The sequence below is a fragment of the Rossellomorea sp. GQ25 genome (assembly GCF_059758515.1).
Map to the genome: position 1 here is coordinate 866,633 of NZ_JCAXEQ010000001.1, position 26,390 is coordinate 893,022.

Consider the following 26,390-nt stretch of genomic DNA (forward strand, 5'->3'; position numbering starts at 1 on the left):
AAATTTTCAACATATATTTGTCCCCTTGATAAGAACTTTAAAATTTATCGTAAGTAAAAAAGCTGGAGATCACCTGAAGATCTTCAGATACTGCCCCCGTTTAAGGGGTTTCACTTAAGCTGAAACCCTTTTTGAAAGATTTGAATGTGATCCTTGATATGTTCTATCTTCTTCCTTCCCACCATTGTAGAAAAAATACCTTTGTTTTGAGTTACTTCAAATAAAATTGATTGAGGGTCATTTGCTTTATCAATTGACTTTCCTAAATTAAATGGAGCACGTTGTTGAAATTACCCCAAGTTCTTCTGCTGCATCTACAATAGACAGCCAGTTTTCGTTGACTTTTTAATTCTGTTTTTCGATTCCTCTATTCATATGTTTATTTAGTGGAAATTGAATGAATTTGAAGTGGTGGCCCTCTCCTGTTCAAGGGGTGGCAACCAAATATTTAGACAATTATAGCGGAACCTCCCCCTGTCAAATGCTGAATGGCAAAACGGATGAGTAAACCTGCCCTTTATTCTTGTAATCCAAATTTGATTATGTTTCGCGATCGCCATAGAACCAATAAAAAGAGGCTCGAAAATTTGAGCCTCCCTCTTCTCCTGTTATTTTCCAGACAGCTTTACAGCATCCTGTGAAACAAAGAAACCTTTGCCGTTATATACGGACACGCCATTAAGAGTTTTAGTATATGTTTTTCGATTTTTTGTTACAGTTGCAAGATTTTTATTAGCAGGAATCTCAATGGTCTCCTTCCCCTTTTCGGCAACGAACACTGGATTGTTCACATCGGTAGTATCTATCTGGGTTTTATAGCCCTTTCGTTCAAACTCATCCTGTGCATTCACGAAGAGCTTTTCCGTCATTTTGCTGAGGTTAAATCCCATGAAACCAGCCATTGATTTAGCAATCTCTGTATTATCAATCAACCCTACTGGACGCTCCGGACCATATGAATACAAGAATACATCTTCCCCTGTATGGCCGCCAGTGGTAAAGCCGATGTTAGCACGGTCGGCCAGCATTTTGGCCATATCTTTAGACAATGCACTGGAGTTTTTCAGACTGGCAACCTGTTCATCCGAAAGATTGTCCAAGCCGTATAGCTCAGCCACTTCCTTTATATTGGAGCGGTCAGGCTTCAGCTGATTCAAAGCACCTTCCAGTGTCATCTTTGCTTTTTTAAGTGGATCGATATAGTCTGACACAGGAATCATGGAGTAATTTCCGCTCGTATTTGCATTGCCCATAGTGATTCCACTGTTTCCGTGGTCACTTACTGCGATGACCATAGTATTGCCGTCTTCCTTGGCGAATTCCAGCGCTTCCTCGACTGCCGCATCAAAAGCCAGGACATCACTGATGATTCCGACTGTATCATTCGCATGTGCTGCCCAGTCAGGCTTGCTTCCTTCGACAAAAAGGAAGAATCCATCTTCATCTTTTGATAAGGTATCAATCGCTTTTTTTGTCATGTCAGGAAGAGAAGGTTCATTATTTTTAGATGCATGTCTGTCAAAATCATAAAGAAGGGCACTCGGTGCAAAAGAACCCCAGATTTTATCGGAATTAGAGTTCAACAATTCGTCCCGGTTTTCTACAAGATCATAATCGTTTTCCTCAACAACCTTTAATAGATTCTCACCGTCTTTACGGTTATCTGGCGAAAGTGACTCTTTACCCCCGCCCAGAACCACATCGATTTCCTGGTAAACCTGCTGCTCAGCAATATCGCCATAGTTGCTGCGATGGGTAACGTGAGAGGAGAAACCAGCTGGAGTGGCATGCTGGATTTCAGAAGTTGCAATGATTCCTGTCGCCTTGCCAAGCTCTTGTGCTCCTTCAAGCACATTGGCAACCGGCCTGTGGGCATCTTCGGCCATTACCTTATCAACTCCAGGAGAATTGACCACTTCCGGCAGGACTCCGACAAATTTATCGTTGGATTTTTGTCCAGTAGCCAATGCTGTTGCTGCAGGCGCGGAATCAGTGATTGCTGACTCAGCGGAATGAGTCCGGACGCCGCCAGTCATGATTTCATCCATAGCAAGATTATCACCTTTGTACCACCTTGCCAGAGACGTAGCTCCTGCACTCGTCCCATCCATAACAAGCATGATGACATTTTCCGGTTCCTTCTTCTTTCCTTTTGCATCAATCGCTTCATTGTTTCCGGCAAATCCAAGAGATCCCAAAGCAACTGCTCCTGCAACCGTCATTCCTGCAATCTTCTTCTTCATTTTACTCATCTTCCTTTCCCCCAAGTTATCTAGTTCATTACAAAACAATAATAATAGGAAGATGTAAAGAGAAATAGAGAAAAAGATTGAGTAATTGTAAACCAATTTGAAACATTTGAAACAATAAAAAACACCTTTCATTAGTCCTGGGCTTTATCTCTTATTCTCGTTACTTCTCTTAGATGCCATCGGGAATCCTGAGGAATAATCATGCTATTTGTCATATATTTTTGCTGAAATTTGAAAATAGTAGTTAAAAAGATTCGTTTTTTGCGGAAAATTGCCATGGCCGGATAGTTAGCCGGTATCTCCGTCTTACGTAATCCAACTACCAATCACTTAAACTCTCCCCACTGGCAGCTTTCACTGCATGGTCAATAATCTTTTTTTCGCAAAAAATTTCTGCATCAAAAACATACCAGGGGGCAGTTCCATGAAACCTTTCAGCTTCTCAAAGGCTTTCTCTTTTGTCATCTTTATTTCTTCTGCTTCTTTTAGTTTCATATTCATACCTAATAAAGCCATGTTGTCTATGCAGTTCATTACAATTTTAGAATCCAGGAATGCTGTCAGTTTTCCCTTAAGACCTACTCTTTTCTGTCCCTTGACCTTCAAAACAGCCTGGATGGATCTTTTTTCCCGGTGCAGTGAAAGTATAATCAATTTTACTGAATCATTAGCTTAAGCTTGACACCAATACTCTTGAAGGGCTTGAATACACCTAAGTACTTCTTCCTCTATAATCGGCTGCAGATCTGGATAGCGGCTTATATAGAAATGCTTGTACAGGTGAAATATTATCCTCCAACATGTATTTTCTGGAAAGGTTCAGCGTTTGGTTATGGGTTACCCCGGAATGGCTGTTCCATGACAAGTAGATAAAAAGGGATTATTTTGCAGTTCTTATCTACAAAAAGAATAAATTCAGTACCAGTCAAATTGTGAATTAATAAGCATTAGGGATTGAAACTTTCCTTTTAAAATAGGTGCCGAGTTTGGTGCCCATTTCCGAAAATTTAATGATACTGCGAAAGATTGTATATTATTAAGTCCTTATTATATAGCACATTAGAGGACTTAACGATACTAATAAAATACTTAGCACCTATAACTTCAAAGCCTCCTGGGAGGCGCGTGCTGTCTCCGCTGGGTTCGATTCCCAGGCGGTCCCGCCAAATTGAAATCATCATCTTCACACACGAAAGAGCCCTTATGTTCGTTCCATAAGGGCTCTTATTTCATTGGCTTTGTAAGGTTTCCCTCCTTTTTCTCTCTGAAGCTTGAACTCCATCAAACATGATATGGAAGGTGGTCCCTTCTCCCTGCTCGCTTTGCACCCTGATATCCGCTCCATGATCACGAAGAATTCTCAGACATATGGTGAGGCCTAAGCCAGTGCCTTTCGTCTTCGTTGTGAAGAAAGGCTCTCCGAGTTTATCCAGCGTTTCTTTTTTCATGCCTACTCCCTCATCTTTGAAGGTTAATTGAACCTTGTTATAAGAGGACAAGTCTGCACTTATCGTTATCGTTCCTCCATGTGGCATCGCTTCTATGGCGTTTTTAAGTAAATTAATAAATACTTGTTTTAGCTGATTTTCATCTCCACGAATATGAAGCTCCCTTTCATGAAAATCGGTTTGGATTTCAATATTATATAAAATGGCATTCGTATTTAACAATTTCGCTACATGATCGAGGGTCTCGATGATATTAATACGTTTGTATGTAACAGATTGCGGCTTCGCTAGTATCAATAACTCACTCAGCACAAGTTCAATTCTCTTAATTTCAGAAAAGACAATCCCTAAGTATTCCTTCGTCTTCTCATCGGCATCATCTCTTAATAACTGTAGAAAACCGTTGATCGACGTAAGGGGATTACGTACCTCATGTGCAATTCCGGCTGCTAATTGCCCTGCAACAGATAGTTTTTGAGATTCTATGGCTAACGTTTCATTCATTTCAATCAATTCTTCTTCATTATGTACCCTTTCGGTAATGTCTGAGATGGTTCCTACCGTCCCAAGAAGCTCACCATTTTCATTGTAGTTTAACTTAACATTCACTTCACCCCAACGAAACTGACCTTCTCTCTTCTGATAAGAGAAGTCCATTTTCATTTTCTCCTTTTTCAAGCTTATACTTTGTCTTACCATTCGAAGAATTTCATGACGTTCATGTAAAGATATAAAATGAAGTGCATTCTTATGTAAACTTTCTTTAACCGTATATCCCGTGTAGTCTTCCCAGGATTGATTCAGAAATTGAAACTCTCCTTTGGAATTAGTATGGAAGACAACTTCATCGATACTCTGAAGCACATGCTGCATTTCTTCATTTAGAAGCTTCACTCTCTCTTCACTCTTTCGTAAAGCAGCTAATGTTTTATGGCTGATGTCATGATTTTTCCCCATATAGTAGCTGATAAAGAGAATCAATAGAGTGAACACCAAATCCACTTTCAAATGCACTGGGTAATGCAGAACAAAGTAATAAATAAAATCCCACGTTAAGACTAGTAAAAGTCCAAAGAGAACCGATACTATTCTCCCCCTATATTTCATCCTATGAGGCCCCCTATCCATCCACACTTGAGAATCGAATCGAAATAGAAAGAATTTTCGCGATATTTGTTATTTATTAGTATATCATTTCTAATTAAGAACAGTATAGACTACTTTTGTAAAAACAGCGATATTCTTGTCACAAGCTTTTCCCTTGTCTATAATGAATACGATACATACGCTTTTCGAAAAATTGAGGTGAAAGCATGCTTGAAGGTTGGTTTTTATATTTCATACTGTTTTGGGTCGTATTTTTAGTGACTTCATTTGCTATTGGTGGATTCTTTATGTTCAGGAAATTTTTAAAGAGATTTCCTAAAGAGGATGGAAAATCCGATTTGGACTGGGAAGAGCATTACGTGAATGAAACCATCCATTTATGGGGTGATGAGGAAAAGAAAATGCTCAATGAGTTGGTCACACCCGTACCCGAATTATTTAGAGACGTAGCGAAGCAAAAGATTGCAGGCAAAATTGGAGAATTGGCTTTAAAAGACAGAGCCTCTTCCATTACTCAGGAATTAGTCATAAGAGGGTATATCCTGGCGACTCCGAAACGGGATCATAAGTTTCTTCGAAAAAAACTAAACGAAATGCAAATAGATGTAACCCCTTATGAACATTTATTCTAGGTGACAGGAAGGAAAGAGAATGGGATCGATACTAATTATTCCGATTGTGCTATATTTAATTTTTATTATAGGTGCGGCATTTCTGTTTTTTAAATGGATGCAAGCAAAAAAAGGTAAACGCTAGTCGTTTACCTTTTTTATTGGCACTTTTGGCAAAATTTTCGTTATTACCATTACCCAACGAGGATTGGGATTGTTTCGTGACACCATTTAGCTCTGTCACGAAAAACCGCTTAAAGATGGTGAGGAGAACTGCGTAGACTCCGGCGAATTTTGGTCGTGCCGTGACCCCGTTCGGCTAAGCTGAGGAGGCTCGGCCGAACGCTAGCTGCAAAAGAAGCAGTTCCCCTCACCATCCAGCACACATTCATTGACAGAGCCCAAGCAGACCTTCTATTAAAAAACAACAATTTTTGCAAAAAGAGCTTTTTATATGATCAATCAATGGGATCTTCTGCCTTACCGTATCTCATGACGTCAAGTATCGCTTGTCCATCGCTTGGTTTCCCTTCTCCATTCCGAAAGGGAAACAATGAAAAGAATATAAAATAAACGGAGAAATAGACAAATTGATAGAAAAAGATGTGAACAGGAATGACTCCTTCAAAAATCAGGAAATTAATGACTAAAATCGAAATCAGGTTAAATAAACTTCCAGACATATAAATAAGCACATGAACCCACACCTTGTTATACTTCAATTCTGTATACTGACACCAGCCTTCCATAAAATACATTCTCTTCACTTCCAATGGACCAATGCTCATTAAATGCTTACCGGTTCCAATGCAAAATTTTATCTTTGCACCAAATATGCGAGCAACGAGGATATGACCTGCTTCATGGACGATGGTGACCAATGGTAATGTTAAAAAGAATGCCAGAAAAAACGTCCAAATATCTGCTAGTGTAAACAATACTTATCCCACCAATATCTCTTGTTATTTTCTTCATCTCTCTTTGCCCTAAATGACTCAAGCCTAAGCACATTGGTCCCCTTTGTAAAGAAATCGTTATCTAATGTGAAGAAGTTTCCAAATAAAATAGCAGCGTGATAGGAATCACCCTGCTATTTTTCCCAGTGAATTAAATTGAATTCGTTGTTAAATCTTGTTGCTCTTGGTGCAGCTTTCTATATTGAAGATACATGGTGATTCTCCACGGTACAATCATACCAAAGGCAAGAATCCAAAACATCCCACTAAGTTCACCATAATCGATCGATGCACTTAGAATGGACTTGGCCAATATTCGTATTAATAGAAGTCCAATCAAAATAAATGCGAACGCTTTAGAACGTTTTAAATAAATTTCATTATCACGAATTTCGAATTTGGAAGTCTTGATCAACAATATAGAAAAGATCATTCCTACGATAATCGCTTCTAGGAACTCTCCTAAAGTGACTCGAAAAACAGGAAATAAGAACATCAACGCACCTGTACTCATAAACAAAGGAGGTAAGATAATCTTCTTGCTGTTTACAGGCCTTTTCTGAGCCTTCATTCTAATAAATATCACCATAAAACCCATGCAAATCGCAACAATGGATGAAGCAATCATCATAAACCATCATCATCCTTTTATTTTCTACTTTCATACCTTTCCCTATTATAGCCCAAATGAGAGGAAAACGAAAACACAAAAAAAGAGAGGTTGAATAGAGCCTTAACCTCTCTTTCAATATTATCACCCTAAAACTCTTTTGATGGCATCTTCTACTCGCACTTCGTCAAAGGGTTTTACAATAAAGTCCTTCGCTCCCGATTCAATGGCTTCCACCACTACCTTTTGTTGTCCCATAGCTGAACACATGATTACTTTAGCTTGGGGAAACTCGGATAAAATTCTTCTAACCGCTTCTATCCCATCCAGCTCAGGCATCGTGATGTCCATTGTCACCAGATCCGGCTGAAGCTCACGATACTTTTCTACGGCGATAAGTCCATTCTCTGCTTCCCCTACGACTTCGTGACCGCCAGAGGAAAGCATGCTTCCAAGAGTCATTCTCATAAATTTCGCATCATCCACTACAAGTATCGTTGCCACAGATGTTTCCTCCTCGTATACACTACCCGATGTCTATTGAATCTTATTTCCTAATTCATCCATTTAAACTATACCATAAAACGTAATGAACTGTATATTCCATTATTTTATTGGTTTAAAACCCAGTGAATCCTCCAAATACCGAAGTAAGGTAAGCTAGAATGACGGTCATCCAATCAAAGAATAGCATGATCCCTACCGCAATCATCACATATCCTCCCACTTTTACAATCTTTCCACTGTTTTTTCTGATCCATTGCATTCTCCCGATAAAGAATGACAGAATGAAGAACGGAATGGCAAATCCTAATACGTAAGCTGTCATATATATGACGCCCGAACCTGGATTAGAGGCGGCAAGAGCCAGAACGGAAGCAAGAATCGGCCCGGTACATGGTGTCCAGCCGGCAGCGAATGCCATTCCGATTAATATCGAGCCAAAAAAGCCTGCCGGTCTATTCTTGAATTCAATGCGACGGTCCTTCATCAATGTTTCCGGTGTGAACACGCCGATGACTACCAATCCAAATATGACAATGAAGATAGCTCCAAGCTGACGAATGAGATCTTTATAATCTAAAAAGAAGTTTCCGATAAGGGAAGTACCAAAACCGATGGCGATAAAGATTGCCGAGAAACCGACTAAGAAAAATAACGTATGTAGTAAACTTCTTCTTTGAAGCATTGCATTATCTGTTTTGAGCTCATTCACACTCATTCCTGTTATATAAGAAAGAAAAGCAGGATATAATGGAAGGCAGCATGGAGAGATGAAGCTTAGGAAACCGGCCCCAATTGCTAAGAAAATATTAATATCAGACATTTTTACAACTCCTACATTTCAGTATATATCTCTATTCTATCAAACAAAACCGGATTCTATGAGGAATGTTTATGTGAAAGATTTGTGACCATTATATTACATGCACAATTTACTTTTTCAAATGTGTTAAACTCTCTTTTCTTTTAAAAAAAACTAATAATTTTGCTTTGAAAAACAGTTCGATTTTCGTTATACTTATAAAAAGTTACAGTTATTACTAGTTTTGTATTCCGTTTCTAAGGACATACAAAAGAAAGGAAACAGCCGTGTCTAAAAAAGAGCTTCTCGAACGAATTGAAAAAAAGCGTGCTCAATTAATTGATATTGTTGCTGAAAATGGACTCACGTCACCTCAAGCTATTCAATTTAGTCAGGAACTTGATCGTCTGTTAAATAGCTACAACTCCCTATACATAAAAAAATACTCACCTCAAATGAGCTAAGGCGTTATTGAATACAATTATACTATTCTAATATAAATATCAACGACCAAAAGGCAGACTCTTCATCTATAGGGTCTGCCTTTCATACGTTCAAGAACCAGATACAGCATCTTCCATGCCATCTACTAAACCATTTTGTAGAAGATACATTTTATGATAAATGCCTTTTTGAACAAGTAATTCCTGATGACTTCCTCTCTCTACAATCTTCCCTTGATGAAGGACCAGGATCAGGTCTGCATCTTGAATGGTAGAAAGCCTGTGAGCAATGGCAATCGTTGTTCTTCCTTTTCTCATTCTTGATAATGCCCCTTGAATGGCTTCTTCCGTTTCCGTATCGATATTGGACGTTGCTTCATCCAGGACAAGGATTTTCGGTCTGGTGGCGATGGTTCGCGCAAAAGCGATTAATTGCCTTTGGCCACTCGAAAACGTTGATCCCCTCTCAACCACTGGATGCCCATACGCTTCAGGCAGTTTTTCTATAAAAGTATTGGCTTGAACGAATGTGGCAGCTCCCTCCACTTCTTTATCCGTCATGGCTTCGGAATGAAGCTTAATATTATCTCTGATGGTTCCGAAGAAGAGAAATGGATCCTGCAAGACAAGCCCCATTTTCTCACGGAGCTCTTCTACTGGATAAGACTTAATGTTTTGACCGTCAATTAGAATATTTCCATGATTGAATTCATAGAACCTCATGAGTAAATTGATGATTGAGCTCTTTCCACTTCCTGTGTGTCCGACTAGAGCGACCGTTTCTCCGGGTCTTGCGGTAAATGAAATATTCTTAAGAATATCTCTCTTCCCGTCATAAGAGAATGAAACATTGTCAAATGTTATTTCACCTTCACTGATGTTTTTTTTAAAATGATTTTCTACATTCTGTGCCGGGGAAAGTTCATCTTCATCCAGTAGCTTAAAGACACGGGAAGAGGCAATGATTGCCTGCTGAAACATGGATAGTCTCATCATGATTTGATTGACGGGCTCAAAAAATCGGTCCAGATAATTAACAAAGGCGTATAAAACCCCTATTTCAATAGGCTGATAGAATGATGTCACGCCAAAATAGCTTAAAACAACCATTAAGGCAGCTACATACACCAGGTCAATGGCGGGTCTTAGTAATAATCCATCCACTTTTATATTTTTCATTCCTGCTAAATAGTGTTTTTCATTAATATCGCCGAATTCTTCTCTAAGTCTTTTTTCCTGCCTGAACACCTGGATAATGGACATTCCTTGAAGAGACTCACTAAGCTTTGCATTAAGCTGACTTAATCTCTCGCGCATATCCTGAAAGAAGATCGCGCTAAACTTGCGGTAAAGATTCATAATCATAAAAATGACCGGCAAGATGAATAAACAGAAGAATGCCAGCCGGGTATTGAGTGCAAACATGGCGATAAAGATACCTGTTAGTAGGAATGCTCCCTGAATGAAAGATACCAGCACACTCACAAACATATCTTTAATCGCTTCCGTATCATTAGTAACCCGGGAGACAATACCTCCTGCAGGGGTTTTATCGAAATACCTCAATCCTAAACCCTGTACCTTCGTAAAAACATCCACACGAAGCTGCTGAATGATTTTCAGAGCTATTTCTTGGAACTTCAATAATTGAAAGTAAGAGATCAATACATTCCCTATTTGGATGAATAAATACGTCGCTCCCAATCCTACTAGTGGACCGTATGGAAACTCTCTTGGGGTTAAATAATCGTCAATAAAAACCTTGATGATGATTGGTCCAAAGACATCGCCTATCGTTGTTAGCAACAATAGCGAAAATGCAAATAATATCGTTTTTTTATGCGGCTTTGTATATTTCATTAGACGAAAAAATATGTTTCGCTGTTCTTTCGCCGTTAAAGTCGGTATAGTGTCCATTTCTTATCCCCCATGCTCCACTATTTCTTCTAACTGTTGACGCAGATACATCTCCCGATACCATCCCTTTTTCATCATTAATTCGCTATGAGTGCCTCTCTCCATGACCTTCCCTTCTTCGAGAACAATGATCAGATCTGCGTGCTGAATGGCACTTAATCGATGAGAAGTGATCATAGTCGTTTTTCCATATCTATTTTCCTTTAATGATGTCAAAATGGATTCCTCTGTCCTCGCATCAACAGCTGACAATGAGTCGTCAAGAATGAGTATCTCTGGATTCATTAACAGGGCTCTCGCGATCGCGATCCTTTGCTTTTGTCCACCAGATAAGGAAACCCCTCTTTCACCGACCACAGTTCCGTATCCTTCACCGAAATGAACGATATCCTCATGGATATGCGCAAGTGCTGCCGCCTCTTCCACTTTTTCTTTCGGGGTAAGTGGATTAGTGAAAGCTATATTCTCCAGAATCGTGGCTGAAAATAGAAAATGATCTTGAGGCACATAACCAATACTTTCACGTAAACGGGATAATTTATAATCCTGGATCAACTGCCCACCGAACGTTATCTCGCCGTTATACTTTTCAAATTCCCTTAGTAATAATCTTAATAGGGTTGTTTTACCTGCTCCCGTTTTCCCTACGATTCCTAACGTTTGACCTTTCCTTAAGGAAAAGTGAATATTCTCTAAAGCATGCACATCTTCATTTGGATAAGAAAAGGACTCTATCTTATACATTATATCTCCTGAAGGCACTTGCTCCAGCGCTCCTTCGTGATCTTTAACGTCTACCCTTTCATTTAACAGCTGTAAAACACGGTCGTAAGACGCACGTCCTCTCTCCACAATATTAAATAACCATCCGAATGCGAGCATCGGCCAAATGAGAAGTCCCAGGTAGGTAGTAAATGAGATCAGTTCTCCTATTGTCAGCTCTCCGCTTACGACAAACCTTGATCCAAATACAATCGATAAAAAGAAAGAAATTCCTACTATAATGGAAATAGTTGGATCGAAAAGGGAATCCACTTTTGCAACAGCTATATTCTTTTGCACTACATCTTCAGATTGCTTTCTAAATGACTCGATATCTTCTTTCTCTTGTCCAAACGTTTTAAGAACCTTAATCCCCGTTACACTTTCCTGCGTTTTATCATTTAAGGATGAGAAAGCTTCTTGAGCCTTATGAAATCGTTTATGTAGAAGGGTACCATAATAACTCGTCAGCATTGCCATGAATGGCATTGGGATCAATGCAATAAGGGTAAGCTTCCAACTTATTGTAAAAGCCATTGCCAGTATCACGAAACCTCCTGTAGAAATGGAATCCACAAACGTTAATACTCCAACCCCTGCGGTTTGTTGAATCGCTTGAAGATCATTTGTGGCATGCGCCATCAAATCACCGACTCTCCTCTTTTGATAAAAGGAGGGCGACATCTTAGTAAAATGATGATACAAACGATTCCGGAGCAAGCGGGAAAGTTTGGTCGCCGAACCAAAAATCATGATCCTCCATACAAACCGAAGTCCGTACATCGATAGAGCCGTGGTGATGAGGATGAGAATCCACTTCAACATGTCTTCACGGGTCAATGAGTTCTCTTTAATACTGTCCACAATAATCCCTACAATCTTTGGTGGAATCAATTGAAGAAATGCAACAAATAAAAGTAGGATGGTTCCTGTGATATATGACTTTTTCTCTTGCAGAAAAAACCACTTTAAATCTAAAAAGACTTTCATTCTCTCTCCTCCGTATCTATTAAATCGACTCTTTATTTTACCAAATTTCAAAAAAATGAGAAATCTTTTTTGATAAGCTCTTTTCGCAAAGATTGTTTTTTAAACAAAAGGTCTGCTTGGGCTCTGTCAATCAGTGTGTGCTGGATGGTGAGGGGAACTGCTTCGCTTGCAGCTAGCGTTCGGCCGAGCCTCCTCAGCTTAGCCGAACGGGGTCTCGGCACGACCAAAATCCGCCGGAGCCTACGCAGATCCCCTCACCATCTTCAAGAGATTTTACGTGATAGATCAAAAAGGTGTCAAAAAACAATCTAAGTAGAAAACAAAACACTTTTTCAAAAGGAGATTAACCTCTACTCACCTTAAAAGAGGTTGTTTCCTTAAAGTTGTTGTTTTTATTTATTTCTTTTTAAGAAACATACTCAGAAAGTTGATTCTCGCTGCAGGTGCTCGACTCCGGCGGGAATAGCTGGACAGTCCGAATAGCGGAGGCGGCTGGCTTAGCCCCGACAAGCATAAGATGAATGGGCCGGGAAGGCGTTCTTTGCCTTCTTGGACCATTTAGCTTATGACCTCGAGGGGCTAGCCGCCGGAGCTGGACAGTCCGAATAGCGGAGGCGGCTGGCTTAGCCCCGACAAGCATAAGATGAATGGGCCTAAGAAGGCGTTCTTTGCCTTCTTGGACCATTTAGCTTATGACCTCGAGGGGCTAGCCGCCGGGGCTGGACAGGTTGAGACCCCGGAGGCGAAGCCGAGGAGGCTCAGCGCCAGCCCCGCGGAAAGCGAGCATCCTGTAGCGGAAATCAACTACTACTATCTTCTGTAAATAGCCACAATGTTAACGAAAAGAGCCTTTTGATAAGACATATAATCAAAAAAAAAACACCTCTTAATGTCTTAAGAGATGCTCTTATAGTTAGTATTATACTAATGGATTTGAACAAATGGTTCTTGGTCCACTTCTTTTACAATGGTTGCTTTCAGACCCTTTGGTGTCTTCACATATAGGTAAACGGGTGTATGAGGGAAGTAATCAACAATTTCAGGGCCAATCGCCTGAGAAAAGCCTATTAGTTCTGTTTCTTTCACCATTCCTGTATGTACATCAATCACGAGTTTATTCAAGGTGTCCTTTTGGTATAAGGCTTTTCCGACAAACTCAATATCCTGGTGTGAAAAAAATTTCGAAACATAATCTTCTAAATCACGAATCCGATTATGTAGATCACGATCTTTCTCTTCCCCTTCATCACTAGGGAAATAATAATATCTATCCGTCACGACATTCCATTTTTTTGCACTCTTATCATTTTCGTCAACATAACTGGAAGTAATATAGCTTCCAGACACTACGCTATTCAATGGTTGAAGTTTGTAAAGGGATATCATGATAGGGACATCTTTCAGTTCCTTATTGGCTTTCACCCTACTGACAACGGTGTTAGCTATCTTCTTTCCGTATTCTTCTAACTGTTGTTCATCGATCTTTGTCTCATCAAAATGCATGAGCTTATTTTCATCTTCGACTCGAATATAGTCTACGGTATTCATAGCAAGACCGAGGGAAATCCCTTTTATTTTCCCTTCTGAGTCAACGTAGTTCTGTTCATGGATATAAGCGAGATACATGGGGTTCTTTTTTTCAAGCTCCATTTGCTGTTCCCAGCCCATATCATCCGTAATCTCCAGAGGAGGATTAAGCCCTAATTTATTTGATTCAGACTTTCTTCCCAGCCATGAATTTAGACCTTTAAGATATTGACCTTCCTGGTATACGTAATCCTCTGGTGAAAAATGCTCGGTGGATAAAGACATGAGGCCAGTCTCGATTTCATCCATATCACTGCGATTGTTAATCATCATCGTAATGAGACCACGATTGATTGATTTCTTCTCTTTGTTCACTTTATAATTTAAATATTCGCGCGCTTCTCCAGCTGCACTATTTTGAATTTCAAGTGTTTCTTCATCCATCACTTCTTGAGGCTTATTGCTGCATCCGGCAACAAGAATCATGAGAGACAGTGAAGCAATCATCCATTTTTTCATATGACTCCCTCCGGACTATATTCTATCATAAATTCAATTTTAATCTGAATGATAATCATTAAGTTTTTATGAATTGACTAAAATAATCAATTTAGCCTAAATTACGAAAGGAACAGGGAATATAAATTCAGTATAGTCACAAATAGAAAAAGCACTCATCACCTGAGTGCTTCTATCCACTACTTCATGTTCTTATTCATTGCATTCATCATTTGATTGATTTTCTTTTGGGAAGGTTTTTGACCCATTTGCATCATCATCATGCGTAACATTTGCTCGTTGATTGGTGGATTTTTCTTAAGATAGCTCATCATATATTTACGAGCAATGAAAAATCCTAGTGCAACTCCAGCAAGTAATGCTAGAACTCCAACTAGAATAAGTAACCCAGTCGTTGACATACTCTTACTTCCTCCTTCATGTTGTCCTTATAAAAGTGTACTAAACCATGAAACATTATACAATATTTCTGTCATAATTTCTTATTAATATATAAATTTTCTTTGTTTTATCGGTTTTAACCACCCAAAACGTTCATTTTGGATATCAATCGCGAGCAATTGACCCATATTTCTGCGCAGAATTTCAAAAAATATATATTCAGATTCATCGTGACCCCAAGCATTGAGCGTCATCCATTTTTCATTGAGAACAAGTGTAGCACCTGAATCGATCCTTTCAATCGTTGCAACAGAATCAACCCAAGCCGCTCCTTCAATTTTAATAATCTCGTGCTGCAGTAGTCTTTGTGTAGGAAGGTATGGAATAGGCCTAGTAATGTAATTTACTTGTTTCGAGATGATATCGTGAAGTTCTCCTGAACTTGATTCCCATTCGGAAAAAAGCTGATAGAATATTCTTTCCCGACCATAATAGTGCTGAACAAACATTTCTTCAATCCAATAGATTTGATAGTTTCGCACTTTTACACCCTCCTACCTTTCTTTCATATAGTATAAATCAACTAGAAAGGAGTCATTGTCGGAAATTGTTGAAAATCTACACTAGTTTTGTCGAAGGTCAATTAAACTCAAAATTCCAGGGATTGTCTCAAGCAAGTTTAGGGACTTATCATCATTTACCCAATCTCTTCCAGACATACTCTTTTTAATCGACAATTACATTCAGCTTAAAAAAGGTCGACTCCTTTAAGAGTATTAAGGAGTCGACCTTTCATGTCTTTAATTTATTACTGAAGTAATGCTTTGATTCTTGAAACTACATTGTCTGAAGTAAAGCCGTACTCTTCCATGACTCTTGCTCCAGGAGCAGATGCACCATATCCGTCAATCGCTAAAATGTCGCCATCGTCTCCTACATAGCGATCCCAGCCCATAGGAGATCCCATTTCGATAGCAAGGCGTTTTTTCACACTCTTAGGCAGAATAGATTCTTTGTATTCTTTTGATTGTTTCTCAAAGCGATCCCAAGACGGCATACTTACGACCGATACGCTGATTCCGTCTTTTTCAAGTGCATTTTGAGCGTCTACTGCTAAATGTACTTCAGAACCAGTTGCAATCAGTAAGGCGTCAGGCTGTTCCTTGCCAGAAGCAGATACCACATAGGCTCCTTTGTCTACGCCGTTATATGCTTTATCTGCAGTACCTTTAAGTGTTGGAAGGTCCTGACGAGATAGAACTAACATCGTAGGCTGATCCTTAGACTCTAAGGATAATTTCCAGGCTGCAGCAACTTCATTTCCGTCACCAGGGCGGATGACAGAAAGGTTAGGCATGGCACGAAGTGAAGCAAGCTGTTCTACAGGTTCATGCGTAGGTCCATCTTCTCCAACAGCGATACTATCATGCGTGAATACATATGTCACAGGTAAGCCCATTAGAGCCGCTAAGCGGATAGCGGGTCTTAAGTAGTCACTGAATACGAAGAATGTTCCTCCGAATACGTGCAGACCGCCGTGAAGAGCCATACCATTCATGGCTGCACCCATACCGAACTCACGAACACCGAACCAGATATTACGACCTTCATACGATTCATGAGTAAAGTCTGCTTCATCTTTAATCATCGTCTTGTTAGATCCGGCTAAGTCAGCTGATCCACCAATGAATGAAGGAAGATTCTTCGCAATCGCATTTAACACTTCACCGGAGGAAGCTCTGCTTGCTAGTGCTTTTCCTTCTTCATATACCGGGATATCTTGATCCCATCCTTCTGGAAGATCACCTTTGATAGCTGCTTCTAATTGGAAAGCAAGCTCTGGATGCTCTTCTTTATATTTTATGAATAAGTCAGCCCAAGCTTCTTCTTTTTCAGAACCTACTTGTTGGATTTTTTCCTCGAATCTGCTATAGACTTCCTCAGGTACATGGAAATCCTGCTCAAACGTCCATTGATAAGCTTCTTTCGTAAGCTTCATTTCGTCTTCACCAAGTGGAGCACCGTGAACAGCAGATTTCCCTGATTTATTAGGAGCTCCGTATCCGATGACCGTCTTAACTTCGATCATAGTAGGACGGGTAGTATCCCCTTGAGCGTCTTCGATTGCTTTGGAAATTTCTTCAAGGTCATTCCCATCTTCAACACGAATATATTGCCAACCATATGATTCAAATCGGCCTTTAACACTTTCAGAGAAAGATTTGTCTAACTCTCCATCAAGTGAAATATCATTTGAATCATAGAGAACTACAAGACGACCTAATTTCAAGTGAGCTGCTAATGAAGCTGCTTCAGAGGCCACACCCTCCATTAAGTCTCCATCTCCACAAATAGAATATGTAAAATGGTCTACCATATCGTATTGATCCTTATTGTATGTAGACGCTAAATGCCTTTCAGCTAATGCCATACCGACTGCCATACCGATTCCTTGTCCAAGTGGTCCAGTAGTGGCTTCAACACCTGGGGTATGTTTGTATTCCGGGTGACCCGGAGTTTTACTTCCCCATTGACGGAATTCTTTAAGATCTTCCATTGAAACGTCATAACCTGATAAATGGAGCAGGCTATATAATAGCATAGATCCATGACCAGCGGATAAAACGAAGCGATCCCGGTTGAACCACTCAGGATTTTTCGGATTATGATTCATGAATCTTGTCCATAGAGCATACGCCATCGGAGCTGCTCCCATAGGCATTCCGGGGTGTCCAGAACCTGCTTTTTCAATTGCATCGATAGATAATGTACGGATTGTATTAATTGCTAATTGATCTGTGTTATCAAACATATGTCAGACATCCTTCCTTTTAATGTACCTTATTAATATTAATCTTCTTTGTTAGTTTATACAACTATCTTGAATGATAACATGACTTTATGACCGTTGAAAATAAAAACCCTTGTGATTTCATAAGGGATGAAAATGAAAAAAAACTGCCAGGTCCAATTTAAATGGACCTGGCAGTTCATTAATTTAATGCATTTTCTTTTTGGTCTGGATATCCTGAATCTTCTTAGGCGTCACTTCATTACCTTCCGGATCAAAGATTCTTGTATTTTCAATGGTCCCTTTCATCGATTGACGAAACGTTTCCAGGTATTCTTTTCTCAACTTGGACTGCTCTTTTGCTTCTCGTTCGGTTAGTCCGCTACTTTTAGACTTCTTGGCAAGCTCATTGATTCGATTCATTTTCGTTTTTGAAAGCATCTATAAAAACTCCTTTATTGCATTTGTCAGCAAATTCTAAAACACAACTAAAAATTGTACGTAATACTATCGTCATGTTACTAGATTCAAGGAGATAAAACAAGAGTTACGCATTTTCCACTGAATTCATATATTCTTTAAAACGCCTATGTACCGTAGCTTTGGAGACATCATACCCGAAGCCTCTTAATGTGGCTGCAATTTCAGCAAAAGTCAATTCGTTCTTCCTTAACCGGACAATTTCCTCAACCGGTACTTCGATCCGCTCTCTTCCATCTATATTCCCCTTATTTTTTAGATTTTTATGAGGTTGAAAACCATTTTCCACTGCCCTTTTCATCCCTCGTCTGATTTTCAAATTATGGAGTTTTCTTTGATATTCCTCAACCATGCTTACGATATTAATCACCATAGAATCAGATTCAGATAAGTGAAGCTCCCCACTATGAGTTTGACTGATAATCTTGACTTCTTCTTTTAATAAACAGTGAATAAGAGCAATTTTGGCATTCCCTCTGCCAATTCTTGTTTCATCCTGGATGAGAACAGCCGCAATCGACTCATCTTTAATCAAATCAAGAAGTTCAAGAACACCAGGACGATCTAATTCAAAACCGCTTGCTTGATCTTTTATAATAGCAGCCACTTCGTATTGGTGGTCTTGTGCCAATTTCACTAATTCCTCTTCTTGGCGTTCCAAGGATGTTTCCTGTGTGTCTTTCTTTGTACTGACTCTGCAGTAAATTACTGCCTCCATCTTCTATCCCTCTATTCTTCGTTCATTACCACTTCATAATCTGAATGTGTAGATAATGTTGGTTTTTCTATAGGTAAAACAAGTGATTCACCGGGTTTAATGGAGAATGATGTAAGATTGTTTTCCTCTCCTACCCAGGCGATAAATTCTTCCACTGTCATAGAATATTCTTCATTATACTGTTTGGCAATAGTCCAAAGAGTGTCTCCATCCCGAACAGTGATGCTTTGGTAAGATGGTTGACTTGCCGTGACTATGAGAAAATACACTGCTGATAAAAGTGCTAAGACAAATAAAATAATAATGTAAGAGAAACGATTCCAAATATGTGTTAACATAAATAAACCTCCATGCGAATGTTTGTTCTGTTTTTCGTTACACTCATTGTAATACGAACATTCGTTTGGTGTCAACAAAAATTCGAACTTATGTTTGTATCGACTGGAAAGACATGCTATAATGGGAACATAAGATCTATAATAGAGGTGCGTGAACATGACAAAATTGTCTAAAAGACAGCAAGACATACTAGAATATATTAAAATTGCAGTAAGAGAAAAAGGGTATCCACCTTCCGTACGGGAAATTGGTGAAGCCGTTGGTCTTGCTTCTAGTTCCACCGTACACGGACATCTGGCCAGGTTAGAGAGTAAAGGACTTATTCGTAGAGATCCCACTAAACCAAGAGCCATCGAAATCTTAAATCTTGAAGAGGATACGATTCCACGCCAACGAGTTGTGAATGTTCCATTAATCGGTAAGGTGACAGCCGGTCAACCTATTACAGCCGTAGAGAATGTAGAAGAATTCTTCCCCTTGCCAGAGCGTATGGCACCTTCAGATGAACAGGTCTTTATGCTGGAAATCATGGGTGATAGTATGATAGAAGCCGGGATTTTAGATGGGGATTTTGTCATCGTGCGTCAGCAGCAAACAGCGAATAATGGAGACATCGTTGTAGCGATGACAGAGGAAGATGAAGCAACTGTAAAACGTTTTTTTAAAGAAAAAGATTATGTACGATTACAGCCAGAGAACTCAACAATGGATCCGATCATTTTACGTAATGTATCCATTTTAGGAAAAGTTGTCGGAGTTTATCGCCAAGTACATTAATACGTTTAAGCCGCTATGCATAATAGCGGCTTAATTTAATCTATACTTTTTAAGTCTCTAAAAAAGCAGTGAGTGGTAGCGAAAACGCTACCACTCACTGCTTTTAATTAATAGCAATTATTAAGGATTAATACATTTGAATGTATTGCTCGCGCTCCCATGGGTGTACTTGTGTACGGAACATATCCCATTCGATCTCTTTCGCTTCTACGAAATGTTCGAAAATGTGTTCTCCAAGAGATTTTACAATTACTTCATTTGTTTTAAGATTTTCTAATGCAGCGTGTAATGTTGCTGGAAGATCTACGATTCCCGCTTCTTCACGCTCTTTTTTGTCCATAACATAAATATTACGGTCGATTGGCTTAGGAGCTGGAAGGTTACTTTTGATTCCATCTAATCCAGCTGCCAGTAATACAGCCATCGCCAGGTATGGGTTAGCCGCCGGATCAACACTTCGGACTTCAACACGTGTGCTTAATCCACGAGAAGCAGGGATACGGATTAATGGGCTGCGGTTACGAGCAGACCATGCAACATAACAAGGTGCTTCATATCCAGGTACTAAACGCTTGTATGAGTTTACAGTCGGGTTCGTGATCGCTGTAAAGTCAGTTGCATGTTTAATGATGCCAGCAAGGAATTGACGAGCTGTATCGCTTAATTGCAAATCTCCCTTTTCATCGAAGAAAGAGTTTTCCCCATTTTTGAATAGGGACATGTTACAGTGCATTCCTGATCCATTTACACCAAATAGAGGCTTCGGCATGAATGTTGCGTGTAATCCATGCTTACGTGCAATCGTTTTAACCACTAGTTTAAATGTTTGGATATCATCACATGCTCTTAATGCACTTGCATATTTAAAGTCGATCTCATGTTGACCAGGAGCCACTTCGTGGTGAGATGCTTCGATTTCAAAGCCCATTTCTTCTAGTTCTAATGCGATATCACGACGGCAGTTCTCACCTAAATCTGTAGGAGCTAAATCGAAATAGCCACCGTTATCATTTAATTCTAATGTCGGCTCACCATTTACGTCTAATTTAAAGAGGAAGAATTCTGGCTCAGGTCCAAGATTGAAGTCAGTAAACCCTAGCTCTTCCATTTGGCTTAAGATGCGCTTTAAGTTGTTACGCGGATCTCCTTCGAATGGAGTGCCATCTGGATTGTAGATATCACAGATTAGTCGGGCTACTTTTCCTTTTTCAGCTGTCCATGGGAATACTAACCAAGTATCTAAATCAGGGAATAGGTACATATCTGATTCTTCAATACGAACAAATCCTTCAATTGAAGATCCGTCAAACATCATCTTGTTATCTAATGCCTTCTCAAGTTGACTTAGAGGGATTTCTACGTTCTTAATCGTCCCCAGAATGTCAGTGAATTGCAGTCGGATGAACTTGACACCTTCTTCGTTCGCTAATCTTAAAACATCTTCTCGAGTATACTTTGCCATTTACGTATTTCCTCCTCAAGTTTATTAAAGGTTTTATTTAATGAAAAAAGCGAGACATGTCACCTTGACGCAAAGATGCTTTAGTAAATCGACCAGAATGCATCATTTCATTTCGAAGTAATTTACGCAGCTCGTCATCGGATAAATCTTGTCGTGCTTTTTCTTCCTTTTCATTACTTACGTCAGATACTACCTTACTTTCATTATGACTGGATACAGCAAATATCTTCTTAATCCCTGCCATGTTGATGCCTTGATCTAACAGATCCTTTACTTCCAATAACTTATCAATGTCATTCAAGGAAAAGAGCCTACGATTCCCCTCAGTACGTGCAGGGCTGATCAGTTGGTGCTCTTCATAGTATCGAATCTGACGAGCTGTTAGGTCCGTGAGCTGCATGACAATACTGATTGGGAATAATGCCATCGTTCGACGAATTTCACTTCCGCTCATCTTGATTCCTCCTTTTGTTTTCCTTCTTGACCTTATTATATGTAATGTGAGGAGTTCTGTCAATCATATGTTAGAATTTCTTACATAAGAATTCAAAAGGAAAGGATAGTCGATTCTAGACTATCCAATTACAATTTTATTATCCTTTTATCACAGTGATTAAACCTTTTTCAATCAAATTATCAACTGCTGAGCAAACGGCAATTTTCACGTGCGCGTAAGTTAATCCCCCCTGAACGTATCCCACATAAGGTGGTCTTATCGGTCCATCTGCAGATAATTCAATGCTTGAACCTTGAATGAATGTTCCTGCCGCCATAATGACATCATCCTCATAACCAGGCATATAGTTTGGATATGGAGTAAAATGAGAATTTACAGGTGATGCAAACTGGATTGCCTGACAAAATGCGACCATCTTATCTCTGTCATCGAACTGAACAGACTGGATTAAATCTGTTCGCTTTGCATGAGGACTTGGATTTGTATTCATGCCAAGTTCCGTTAAGAGAGCCGATGTGAAGACAGCACCCTTTAATGATTGTGCCACCACATGGGGTGCCAAAAAGAAGCCTTGATACATTTCTTGCAAGCTATAAAGAGATGCACCCGCCTCTGCCCCTATTCCAGGGGAGGTCATTCGATATGAACATGCATCTACGTATTCTTTCTTTCCTACGATATAACCCCCGGTTTTAGCAAGGCCTCCCCCAGGATTTTTAATAAGGGAGCCGGCCATTAAGTCTGCTCCGACGTGACAAGGCTCACTCTCTTCTACAAATTCTCCGTAGCAGTTGTCTACAAAGACGACCATTTCAGGGTTGATCTCTTTTACAAAATCAATCATTTCTTTGATTTCTTCTATAGTAAAGGAAGGTCGGTTGGCATATCCTTTCGACCGCTGAATCCCCACCATTTTTGTTTTGGAAGAAATCGTCCTTGCCACCCCTTCAAAATCGACCTTTCCAGACTCAAGTAAATCTACACTTTGATAGCCAATTTGAAAGTCTTTCAGTGAACCGGTTCCTTCCCCGCGAATCCCAACAATTTCTTCTAGCGTATCATATGGCTTTCCCGTTATGTACACTAGTTCGTCCCCAGGTCTAAGTACACCGAATAAGGCGATGGAGATCGCATGAGTACCTGAAATAATCTGAGGTCGCACTAGTCCTGCTTCTCCTCCGAATACATCGGCATAAATACTTTCTAATGTGTCTCTTCCTGCATCGTCATACCCATATCCAGTTGAAGGTATGAAATGAGAATCGCTTACACGGTGCTTTTGAAAAGATCTAAGCACATTGAACTGGTTATTTTCAGCTCGTTCTTCAATTTGGTTGTGTATATCTTTAATGCTTGCTTCAACTTTTGTTACCAATGGTTTTAGAGTGTTTCCGTGCACTAATTGTTCAAACATGAGGTTTTTGTTTCCCTTCTACCTTTGAAATTTCTTGATACTGCCTGCGATTGGATGATCTTCTAAGTGATAGCCCGTCAATTCGTAAACCTGGCTTTCTTCTATAAATTCTAATTTTCTTAGGATCGTATCATTTTTTAATTGTGAAAGGAGCTTCCCTTCACTAGCTGGGATGAACACATGATAAGATGTCATATATTTTTTCACGATTTCTTCTATTTTTAATAAAAGCTGACCTCGATCCTCTTCGTTCAAGGCACTGATCATGATACGATCCCATTCACTACCCGGAACAAAGTCAGGGTCCACCACATCACGCTTGTTATATACCGTTAACTGAGGAAGTCCGTTCATGCCTAAGTCTTCCAATAATGACTGAACAGTCTTTTCATGCTGACTGTGATCAGGATTTGAACTATCCACTACATGGAGAAGCAGATCCGCTTCCTTCACCTCTTCCAGGGTAGAACGAAATGCCGCTACTAATGTAGTAGGGAGATCCTGAATAAATCCGACAGTATCCGTAAGTAATGTTGAGTAACCACTGGGCAAAGGCATTTTTCTTGTCATCGGGTCCAATGTTGCGAAGAGTTGATTCTCTTCATAAGAATCTGCTAATGAAATTCGATTAAACAAAGTCGATTTCCCGGCGTTTGTATAACCTACCATCGCAATTTGAAAGGCTTTGTTACGCTTTCTTCGTTCACGATACCTTTCTCTATGCTCGACTATGGTTTGTAATTGTTTCTTTATATCATCAATTCTGCCATGAATGTGACGACGATCACTTTCGAGTTTTGTCTCACCAGGTCCTCTTGTTCCAATCCCTCCCCCCAATCTGGAGAGAGATGCTCCCTGCCCGATTAATCTTGGAAGTAAGTATTGAAGTTGTGCAAGCTCTACTTGTAATTTTCCTTCTCTTGAACGGGCGCGTTGTGCGAAGATATCCAGGATCAGTTGAGTTCGATCGATCACCCTTGCATGTAAATCTTTGGATAAGTTTCGTATTTGACTCGGAGAAAGTTCATCATTAAATATGATGATATCCGGTTCAAATTGTTCTTCCAACAGGACCAACTCTTCTACTTTTCCTTTCCCGATATATGTACCAGGATGAACGCGGTCCCTTTTTTGAGTGAGAGCAGCCACAACTTGACCTTGAGCCGTTTGAGTCAGCTCTTCAAGCTCCGCTAAACTATATTGAAAACGCAAGTCATCTTCTTCGAGTTGACACCCAACCAGAATGACTTTTTCCTTCATTTCATTCTTCAATAAACATCCCTCTTTCTGTACATTTCATTATCATCTTCATCATAACAAATCCGACTCGTAAACTCTATGTGAAAAGCAGTGAAAATGGTTGCAATTAAGTGCAAACGTGTTAAAATCAGTATGTTTGAATTAACGAAATCACACTCATTCAAGAATCTACATAATGGCATGTAGCATATTGTAATAGGGTTAGGAGGAATGCGTATGACGTGGGAAGTATTGAGTATTATAGGTACCATTGCTTTTGCTATTTCAGGAGCTATTATTGCCATGGAAGAGGAATACGATATCCTCGGTGTTTATATATTAGGAATTGTCACAGCATTCGGTGGAGGAGCTATTCGGAATTTACTGATTGGCGTCCCTGTTTCCGCTCTATGGGAGCAAGGCATGTTGTTTCAGATTGCCCTCCTTTCCATAACAGCTGTCTTTCTTTTCCCTAATAATCTCCTTAAACACTGGAGAAAATGGGGAAATTTCTTTGATGCCATAGGTCTTTCAGCTTTTGCTATCCAAGGGGCACTGTATGCTTCTGAAATGAATCATCCAATAAGTGCTATTATTGTAGCCGCTGTGCTGACAGGGAGCGGGGGTGGAATTATTCGTGATCTCCTTGCCGGTCGTAAACCATTGGTGCTTCGTTCAGAAATTTATGCTGTGTGGGCAGTCCTGTGTGGGGCAGCAATCGGGCTCGGAATTGTCCATTCAGCCGTTGAACTCTACTCTTTATTCGTGATTACAACAGCATTACGTGTTCTATCCTATTTATATAAATGGAGGTTACCGAATAGGAGCTTACGAGCACATGGATAATGAAAAAATGCAATCACTTATGAATGCATTTTTTCATAGATTTTAATTTTACTAAATGTTTACTAATTACTAAGTATAGTCATTCAGATGACCCTTTGTTAAACACTAAATCATTACTGCGGATTGTTAATAAATCATGTCGATCATAGCAATTTTCCATTAGCAGCCGCATGGCCTGAGCACGAATTGACTTCTCTAATACATTTCGTACATACCTGCCATTTGAAAATGCCATAGGAGATAATGTGTTTTTTGCTGAGTGAAGATGTTCCCGAATCTTTCTTTCTGCATCATGACTTAATAAATATTCCTTTTCTTCTAACATCCTTCTGCCGATTTCCATCAGCTGATCAACTGAATAATCAGGAAAGTGAAATACGAGAGGAAATCGTGATTGGAGGCCGGGATTCAATGTAAGAAAGTGATCCATTTCCCTCGAGTATCCTGCCAGGATCAAGATGAATTCATGCTGCTTATCTTCCATATGTTTGACAAGTGTATCAATGGCTTCTTTTCCGAAATCCTTCTCTCCTCCTCTGCCTAGTGAATACGCTTCATCGATAAACAAAATTCCTCCTAAGGCTTTTTTGACAAGGTCTCTTGTTTTCTGAGCTGTGTGACCAATATATTCACCAACCAAATCAGCTCTCTCTGCTTCAATTAAATGTCCTTTAGAAAGTACATTCATTTTCAAGAACAGTTTTCCGATAATCCTTGCTACGGAAGTCTTTCCTGTACCGGGATTTCCTTTGAACATCATATGAAGGGCTTGTTTTCCCGCTTTCAACCCCATTGTTTCCCGTTTCTTATTAACATATATCCAAGCATAGATTTCTTTCACCATTTTCTTCATTTCTTCCATTCCGACTAGAGATCCGAGTTCTTCTTCTATTTCTTTTAATGCGACATGCTCTTGAGGGAGCGACTGAGGAACGGAATCATGCCTCAACGTATCTTTTACTGAACTCCGTTTTTGAGAATTCAATACAATGCTGATTTGACCATTATTTTTCATTCTCATTGGTTGATCCAATGGAT

25 protein-coding genes are annotated in these 26,390 nt (G+C 39.7%); 4 read left to right on the forward strand and 21 right to left on the reverse strand.

Annotated features, from left to right (window positions below; translation table 11 throughout):
- Nucleotides 1-608: 608 nt before the first annotated feature.
- From AC6CIB_RS04765 to AC6CIB_RS04775, 3 genes are all read right to left on the reverse strand, one after another.
- Nucleotides 609-2,252 (reverse strand): alkaline phosphatase, encoded by a 1,644-nt coding sequence (locus AC6CIB_RS04765; protein WP_498278339.1) that lies wholly within the window; start codon nt 2,250-2,252, stop codon nt 609-611.
- 354 nt (nt 2,253-2,606) lie between these two features.
- Nucleotides 2,607-2,906: a hypothetical protein gene (locus AC6CIB_RS04770; protein WP_498278340.1), complete on the reverse strand. Its 300-nt coding sequence runs from the start codon at nt 2,904-2,906 to the stop codon at nt 2,607-2,609.
- Nucleotides 2,907-3,481: 575 nt separating this feature from the next.
- The gene (locus AC6CIB_RS04775; RefSeq protein WP_498278341.1) at nt 3,482-4,807 is read right to left on the reverse strand and encodes an ATP-binding protein; all 1,326 of its coding nucleotides are present in this window, start codon (nt 4,805-4,807) and stop codon (nt 3,482-3,484) included.
- A 206-nt stretch (nt 4,808-5,013) separates the two neighbouring features.
- Here AC6CIB_RS04775 and AC6CIB_RS04780 point away from each other — a divergent pair, with 206 nt between their 5' ends.
- The gene (locus tag AC6CIB_RS04780) at nt 5,014-5,439 is read left to right on the forward strand and encodes a DUF2621 domain-containing protein (protein WP_498278342.1); all 426 of its coding nucleotides are present in this window, start codon (nt 5,014-5,016) and stop codon (nt 5,437-5,439) included.
- Between the two features lie 437 nt (nt 5,440-5,876).
- Here the strand turns inward: AC6CIB_RS04780 and AC6CIB_RS04785 are convergent, their stop codons facing one another.
- The 4 genes from AC6CIB_RS04785 to AC6CIB_RS04800 form a co-directional block, all read right to left on the reverse strand.
- Nucleotides 5,877-6,356 (reverse strand): site-2 protease family protein, encoded by a 480-nt coding sequence (locus AC6CIB_RS04785; protein WP_498278343.1) that lies wholly within the window; start codon nt 6,354-6,356, stop codon nt 5,877-5,879.
- Nucleotides 6,357-6,525: 169 nt separating this feature from the next.
- Nucleotides 6,526-7,005, reverse strand: a complete 480-nt coding sequence (locus AC6CIB_RS04790) for a CcdC family protein (protein WP_498278344.1) — start codon at nt 7,003-7,005, stop codon at nt 6,526-6,528.
- A gap of 123 nt (nt 7,006-7,128) precedes the next feature.
- Nucleotides 7,129-7,488: a response regulator gene (locus AC6CIB_RS04795; protein ID WP_498278345.1), complete on the reverse strand. Its 360-nt coding sequence runs from the start codon at nt 7,486-7,488 to the stop codon at nt 7,129-7,131.
- A gap of 115 nt (nt 7,489-7,603) precedes the next feature.
- Nucleotides 7,604-8,311 carry a cytochrome c biogenesis CcdA family protein gene (locus AC6CIB_RS04800; protein ID WP_498278346.1) on the reverse strand — a complete coding sequence of 236 codons (708 nt, stop codon included), beginning with the start codon at nt 8,309-8,311 and terminating at the stop codon, nt 7,604-7,606.
- Nucleotides 8,312-8,577: 266 nt separating this feature from the next.
- On the opposite strand from AC6CIB_RS04800, the gene AC6CIB_RS04805 reads away from it, so the two are divergent.
- Nucleotides 8,578-8,754, forward strand: coding sequence for a Spo0E family sporulation regulatory protein-aspartic acid phosphatase (locus AC6CIB_RS04805; protein WP_498278347.1), 177 nt, complete (start codon nt 8,578-8,580; stop codon nt 8,752-8,754).
- Nucleotides 8,755-8,844: 90 nt separating this feature from the next.
- Here AC6CIB_RS04805 and AC6CIB_RS04810 read toward each other — a convergent pair whose 3' ends face one another.
- The 9 genes from AC6CIB_RS04810 to yneA all read right to left on the reverse strand — a co-directional run bounded on the left by AC6CIB_RS04810 (nt 8,845) and on the right by yneA (nt 19,156).
- Nucleotides 8,845-10,650 (reverse strand): ABC transporter ATP-binding protein, encoded by a 1,806-nt coding sequence (locus AC6CIB_RS04810; protein ID WP_498278348.1) that lies wholly within the window; start codon nt 10,648-10,650, stop codon nt 8,845-8,847.
- A 3-nt stretch (nt 10,651-10,653) separates the two neighbouring features.
- Entirely contained in the window at nt 10,654-12,402 is a 1,749-nt protein-coding gene (locus AC6CIB_RS04815) for an ABC transporter transmembrane domain-containing protein (protein ID WP_498278349.1), read from the reverse strand.
- A 924-nt stretch (nt 12,403-13,326) separates the two neighbouring features.
- On the reverse strand, nt 13,327-14,448 hold the full coding sequence (locus tag AC6CIB_RS04820; RefSeq protein WP_498278350.1) for a CamS family sex pheromone protein: 1,122 nt from the start codon (nt 14,446-14,448) through the stop codon (nt 13,327-13,329).
- Nucleotides 14,449-14,627: 179 nt separating this feature from the next.
- Nucleotides 14,628-14,849, reverse strand: a complete 222-nt coding sequence (locus tag AC6CIB_RS04825) for a YneF family protein (protein WP_044337285.1) — start codon at nt 14,847-14,849, stop codon at nt 14,628-14,630.
- A gap of 84 nt (nt 14,850-14,933) precedes the next feature.
- Nucleotides 14,934-15,371, reverse strand: a complete 438-nt coding sequence (gene sirA, locus AC6CIB_RS04830; protein WP_498278351.1) for a sporulation inhibitor of replication protein SirA — start codon at nt 15,369-15,371, stop codon at nt 14,934-14,936.
- Between the two features lie 266 nt (nt 15,372-15,637).
- Nucleotides 15,638-17,641: a transketolase gene (tkt, locus tag AC6CIB_RS04835; RefSeq protein ID WP_498278352.1), complete on the reverse strand. Its 2,004-nt coding sequence runs from the start codon at nt 17,639-17,641 to the stop codon at nt 15,638-15,640.
- A gap of 186 nt (nt 17,642-17,827) precedes the next feature.
- Complete coding sequence (locus tag AC6CIB_RS04840; protein ID WP_498278353.1) at nt 17,828-18,061, reverse strand: DUF896 domain-containing protein; 234 nt, start codon at nt 18,059-18,061, stop codon at nt 17,828-17,830.
- A 106-nt stretch (nt 18,062-18,167) separates the two neighbouring features.
- On the reverse strand, nt 18,168-18,818 hold the full coding sequence (locus AC6CIB_RS04845) for a YneB family resolvase-like protein (protein ID WP_498278354.1): 651 nt from the start codon (nt 18,816-18,818) through the stop codon (nt 18,168-18,170).
- An 11-nt stretch (nt 18,819-18,829) separates the two neighbouring features.
- Nucleotides 18,830-19,156, reverse strand: coding sequence for a cell division suppressor protein YneA (gene yneA / locus AC6CIB_RS04850; protein WP_498278355.1), 327 nt, complete (start codon nt 19,154-19,156; stop codon nt 18,830-18,832).
- A 157-nt stretch (nt 19,157-19,313) separates the two neighbouring features.
- Here yneA and lexA point away from each other — a divergent pair, with 157 nt between their 5' ends.
- On the forward strand, nt 19,314-19,934 hold the full coding sequence (gene lexA, locus AC6CIB_RS04855) for a transcriptional repressor LexA (protein WP_044337292.1): 621 nt from the start codon (nt 19,314-19,316) through the stop codon (nt 19,932-19,934).
- A gap of 127 nt (nt 19,935-20,061) precedes the next feature.
- Here the strand turns inward: lexA and glnA are convergent, their stop codons facing one another.
- From glnA to hflX, 4 genes are all read right to left on the reverse strand, one after another.
- Nucleotides 20,062-21,396: a type I glutamate--ammonia ligase gene (gene glnA / locus AC6CIB_RS04860; RefSeq protein ID WP_498278356.1), complete on the reverse strand. Its 1,335-nt coding sequence runs from the start codon at nt 21,394-21,396 to the stop codon at nt 20,062-20,064.
- Nucleotides 21,397-21,433: 37 nt separating this feature from the next.
- Nucleotides 21,434-21,850, reverse strand: a complete 417-nt coding sequence (locus AC6CIB_RS04865) for a MerR family transcriptional regulator (protein WP_498278357.1) — start codon at nt 21,848-21,850, stop codon at nt 21,434-21,436.
- Nucleotides 21,851-21,989: 139 nt separating this feature from the next.
- Entirely contained in the window at nt 21,990-23,267 is a 1,278-nt protein-coding gene (locus tag AC6CIB_RS04870) for a methionine gamma-lyase family protein (protein ID WP_498278358.1), read from the reverse strand.
- 18 nt (nt 23,268-23,285) lie between these two features.
- A complete protein-coding gene (hflX, locus tag AC6CIB_RS04875) occupies nt 23,286-24,527 on the reverse strand; it encodes a GTPase HflX (RefSeq protein ID WP_498278662.1) in 1,242 nt (413 codons plus the stop codon).
- 216 nt (nt 24,528-24,743) lie between these two features.
- Between hflX and AC6CIB_RS04880 the strand changes: the two genes are divergently transcribed.
- Nucleotides 24,744-25,352 (forward strand): trimeric intracellular cation channel family protein, encoded by a 609-nt coding sequence (locus AC6CIB_RS04880; protein ID WP_498278359.1) that lies wholly within the window; start codon nt 24,744-24,746, stop codon nt 25,350-25,352.
- A gap of 79 nt (nt 25,353-25,431) precedes the next feature.
- On the opposite strand, the gene spoVK is transcribed toward AC6CIB_RS04880, so the two are convergent.
- Nucleotides 25,432-26,385 (reverse strand): stage V sporulation protein K, encoded by a 954-nt coding sequence (gene spoVK, locus AC6CIB_RS04885; protein WP_498278360.1) that lies wholly within the window; start codon nt 26,383-26,385, stop codon nt 25,432-25,434.
- Nucleotides 26,386-26,390: the final 5 nt, after the last annotated feature.

Bases quoted from the DNA above. Each gene is read 5' to 3' on its own strand.
- AC6CIB_RS04775 (WP_498278341.1), bottom strand. From the start codon at position 4,807: ATGAAATATAGGGGGAGAATAGTATCGGTTCTCTTTGGACTTTTACTA.
- AC6CIB_RS04810 (WP_498278348.1), bottom strand. From the start codon at position 10,650: ATGGACACTATACCGACTTTAACGGCGAAAGAACAGCGAAACATATTT.
- AC6CIB_RS04800 (WP_498278346.1), bottom strand. From the start codon at position 8,311: ATGTCTGATATTAATATTTTCTTAGCAATTGGGGCCGGTTTCCTAAGC.
- AC6CIB_RS04820 (WP_498278350.1), bottom strand. From the start codon at position 14,448: ATGAAAAAATGGATGATTGCTTCACTGTCTCTCATGATTCTTGTTGCC.
- AC6CIB_RS04815 (WP_498278349.1), bottom strand. From the start codon at position 12,402: ATGAAAGTCTTTTTAGATTTAAAGTGGTTTTTTCTGCAAGAGAAAAAG.
- AC6CIB_RS04880 (WP_498278359.1), top strand. From the start codon at position 24,744: ATGACGTGGGAAGTATTGAGTATTATAGGTACCATTGCTTTTGCTATT.
- yneA (WP_498278355.1), bottom strand. From the start codon at position 19,156: ATGTTAACACATATTTGGAATCGTTTCTCTTACATTATTATTTTATTT.
- AC6CIB_RS04765 (WP_498278339.1), bottom strand. From the start codon at position 2,252: ATGAGTAAAATGAAGAAGAAGATTGCAGGAATGACGGTTGCAGGAGCA.
- AC6CIB_RS04865 (WP_498278357.1), bottom strand. From the start codon at position 21,850: ATGAGCGGAAGTGAAATTCGTCGAACGATGGCATTATTCCCAATCAGT.
- tkt (WP_498278352.1), bottom strand. From the start codon at position 17,641: ATGTTTGATAACACAGATCAATTAGCAATTAATACAATCCGTACATTA.
- AC6CIB_RS04845 (WP_498278354.1), bottom strand. From the start codon at position 18,818: ATGGAGGCAGTAATTTACTGCAGAGTCAGTACAAAGAAAGACACACAG.
- lexA (WP_044337292.1), top strand. From the start codon at position 19,314: ATGACAAAATTGTCTAAAAGACAGCAAGACATACTAGAATATATTAAA.
- glnA (WP_498278356.1), bottom strand. From the start codon at position 21,396: ATGGCAAAGTATACTCGAGAAGATGTTTTAAGATTAGCGAACGAAGAA.
- AC6CIB_RS04840 (WP_498278353.1), bottom strand. From the start codon at position 18,061: ATGCTTTCAAAAACGAAAATGAATCGAATCAATGAGCTTGCCAAGAAG.
- AC6CIB_RS04780 (WP_498278342.1), top strand. From the start codon at position 5,014: ATGCTTGAAGGTTGGTTTTTATATTTCATACTGTTTTGGGTCGTATTT.
- AC6CIB_RS04870 (WP_498278358.1), bottom strand. From the start codon at position 23,267: ATGTTTGAACAATTAGTGCACGGAAACACTCTAAAACCATTGGTAACA.
- hflX (WP_498278662.1), bottom strand. From the start codon at position 24,527: ATGAAGGAAAAAGTCATTCTGGTTGGGTGTCAACTCGAAGAAGATGAC.
- AC6CIB_RS04790 (WP_498278344.1), bottom strand. From the start codon at position 7,005: ATGATGATTGCTTCATCCATTGTTGCGATTTGCATGGGTTTTATGGTG.
- AC6CIB_RS04825 (WP_044337285.1), bottom strand. From the start codon at position 14,849: ATGTCAACGACTGGGTTACTTATTCTAGTTGGAGTTCTAGCATTACTT.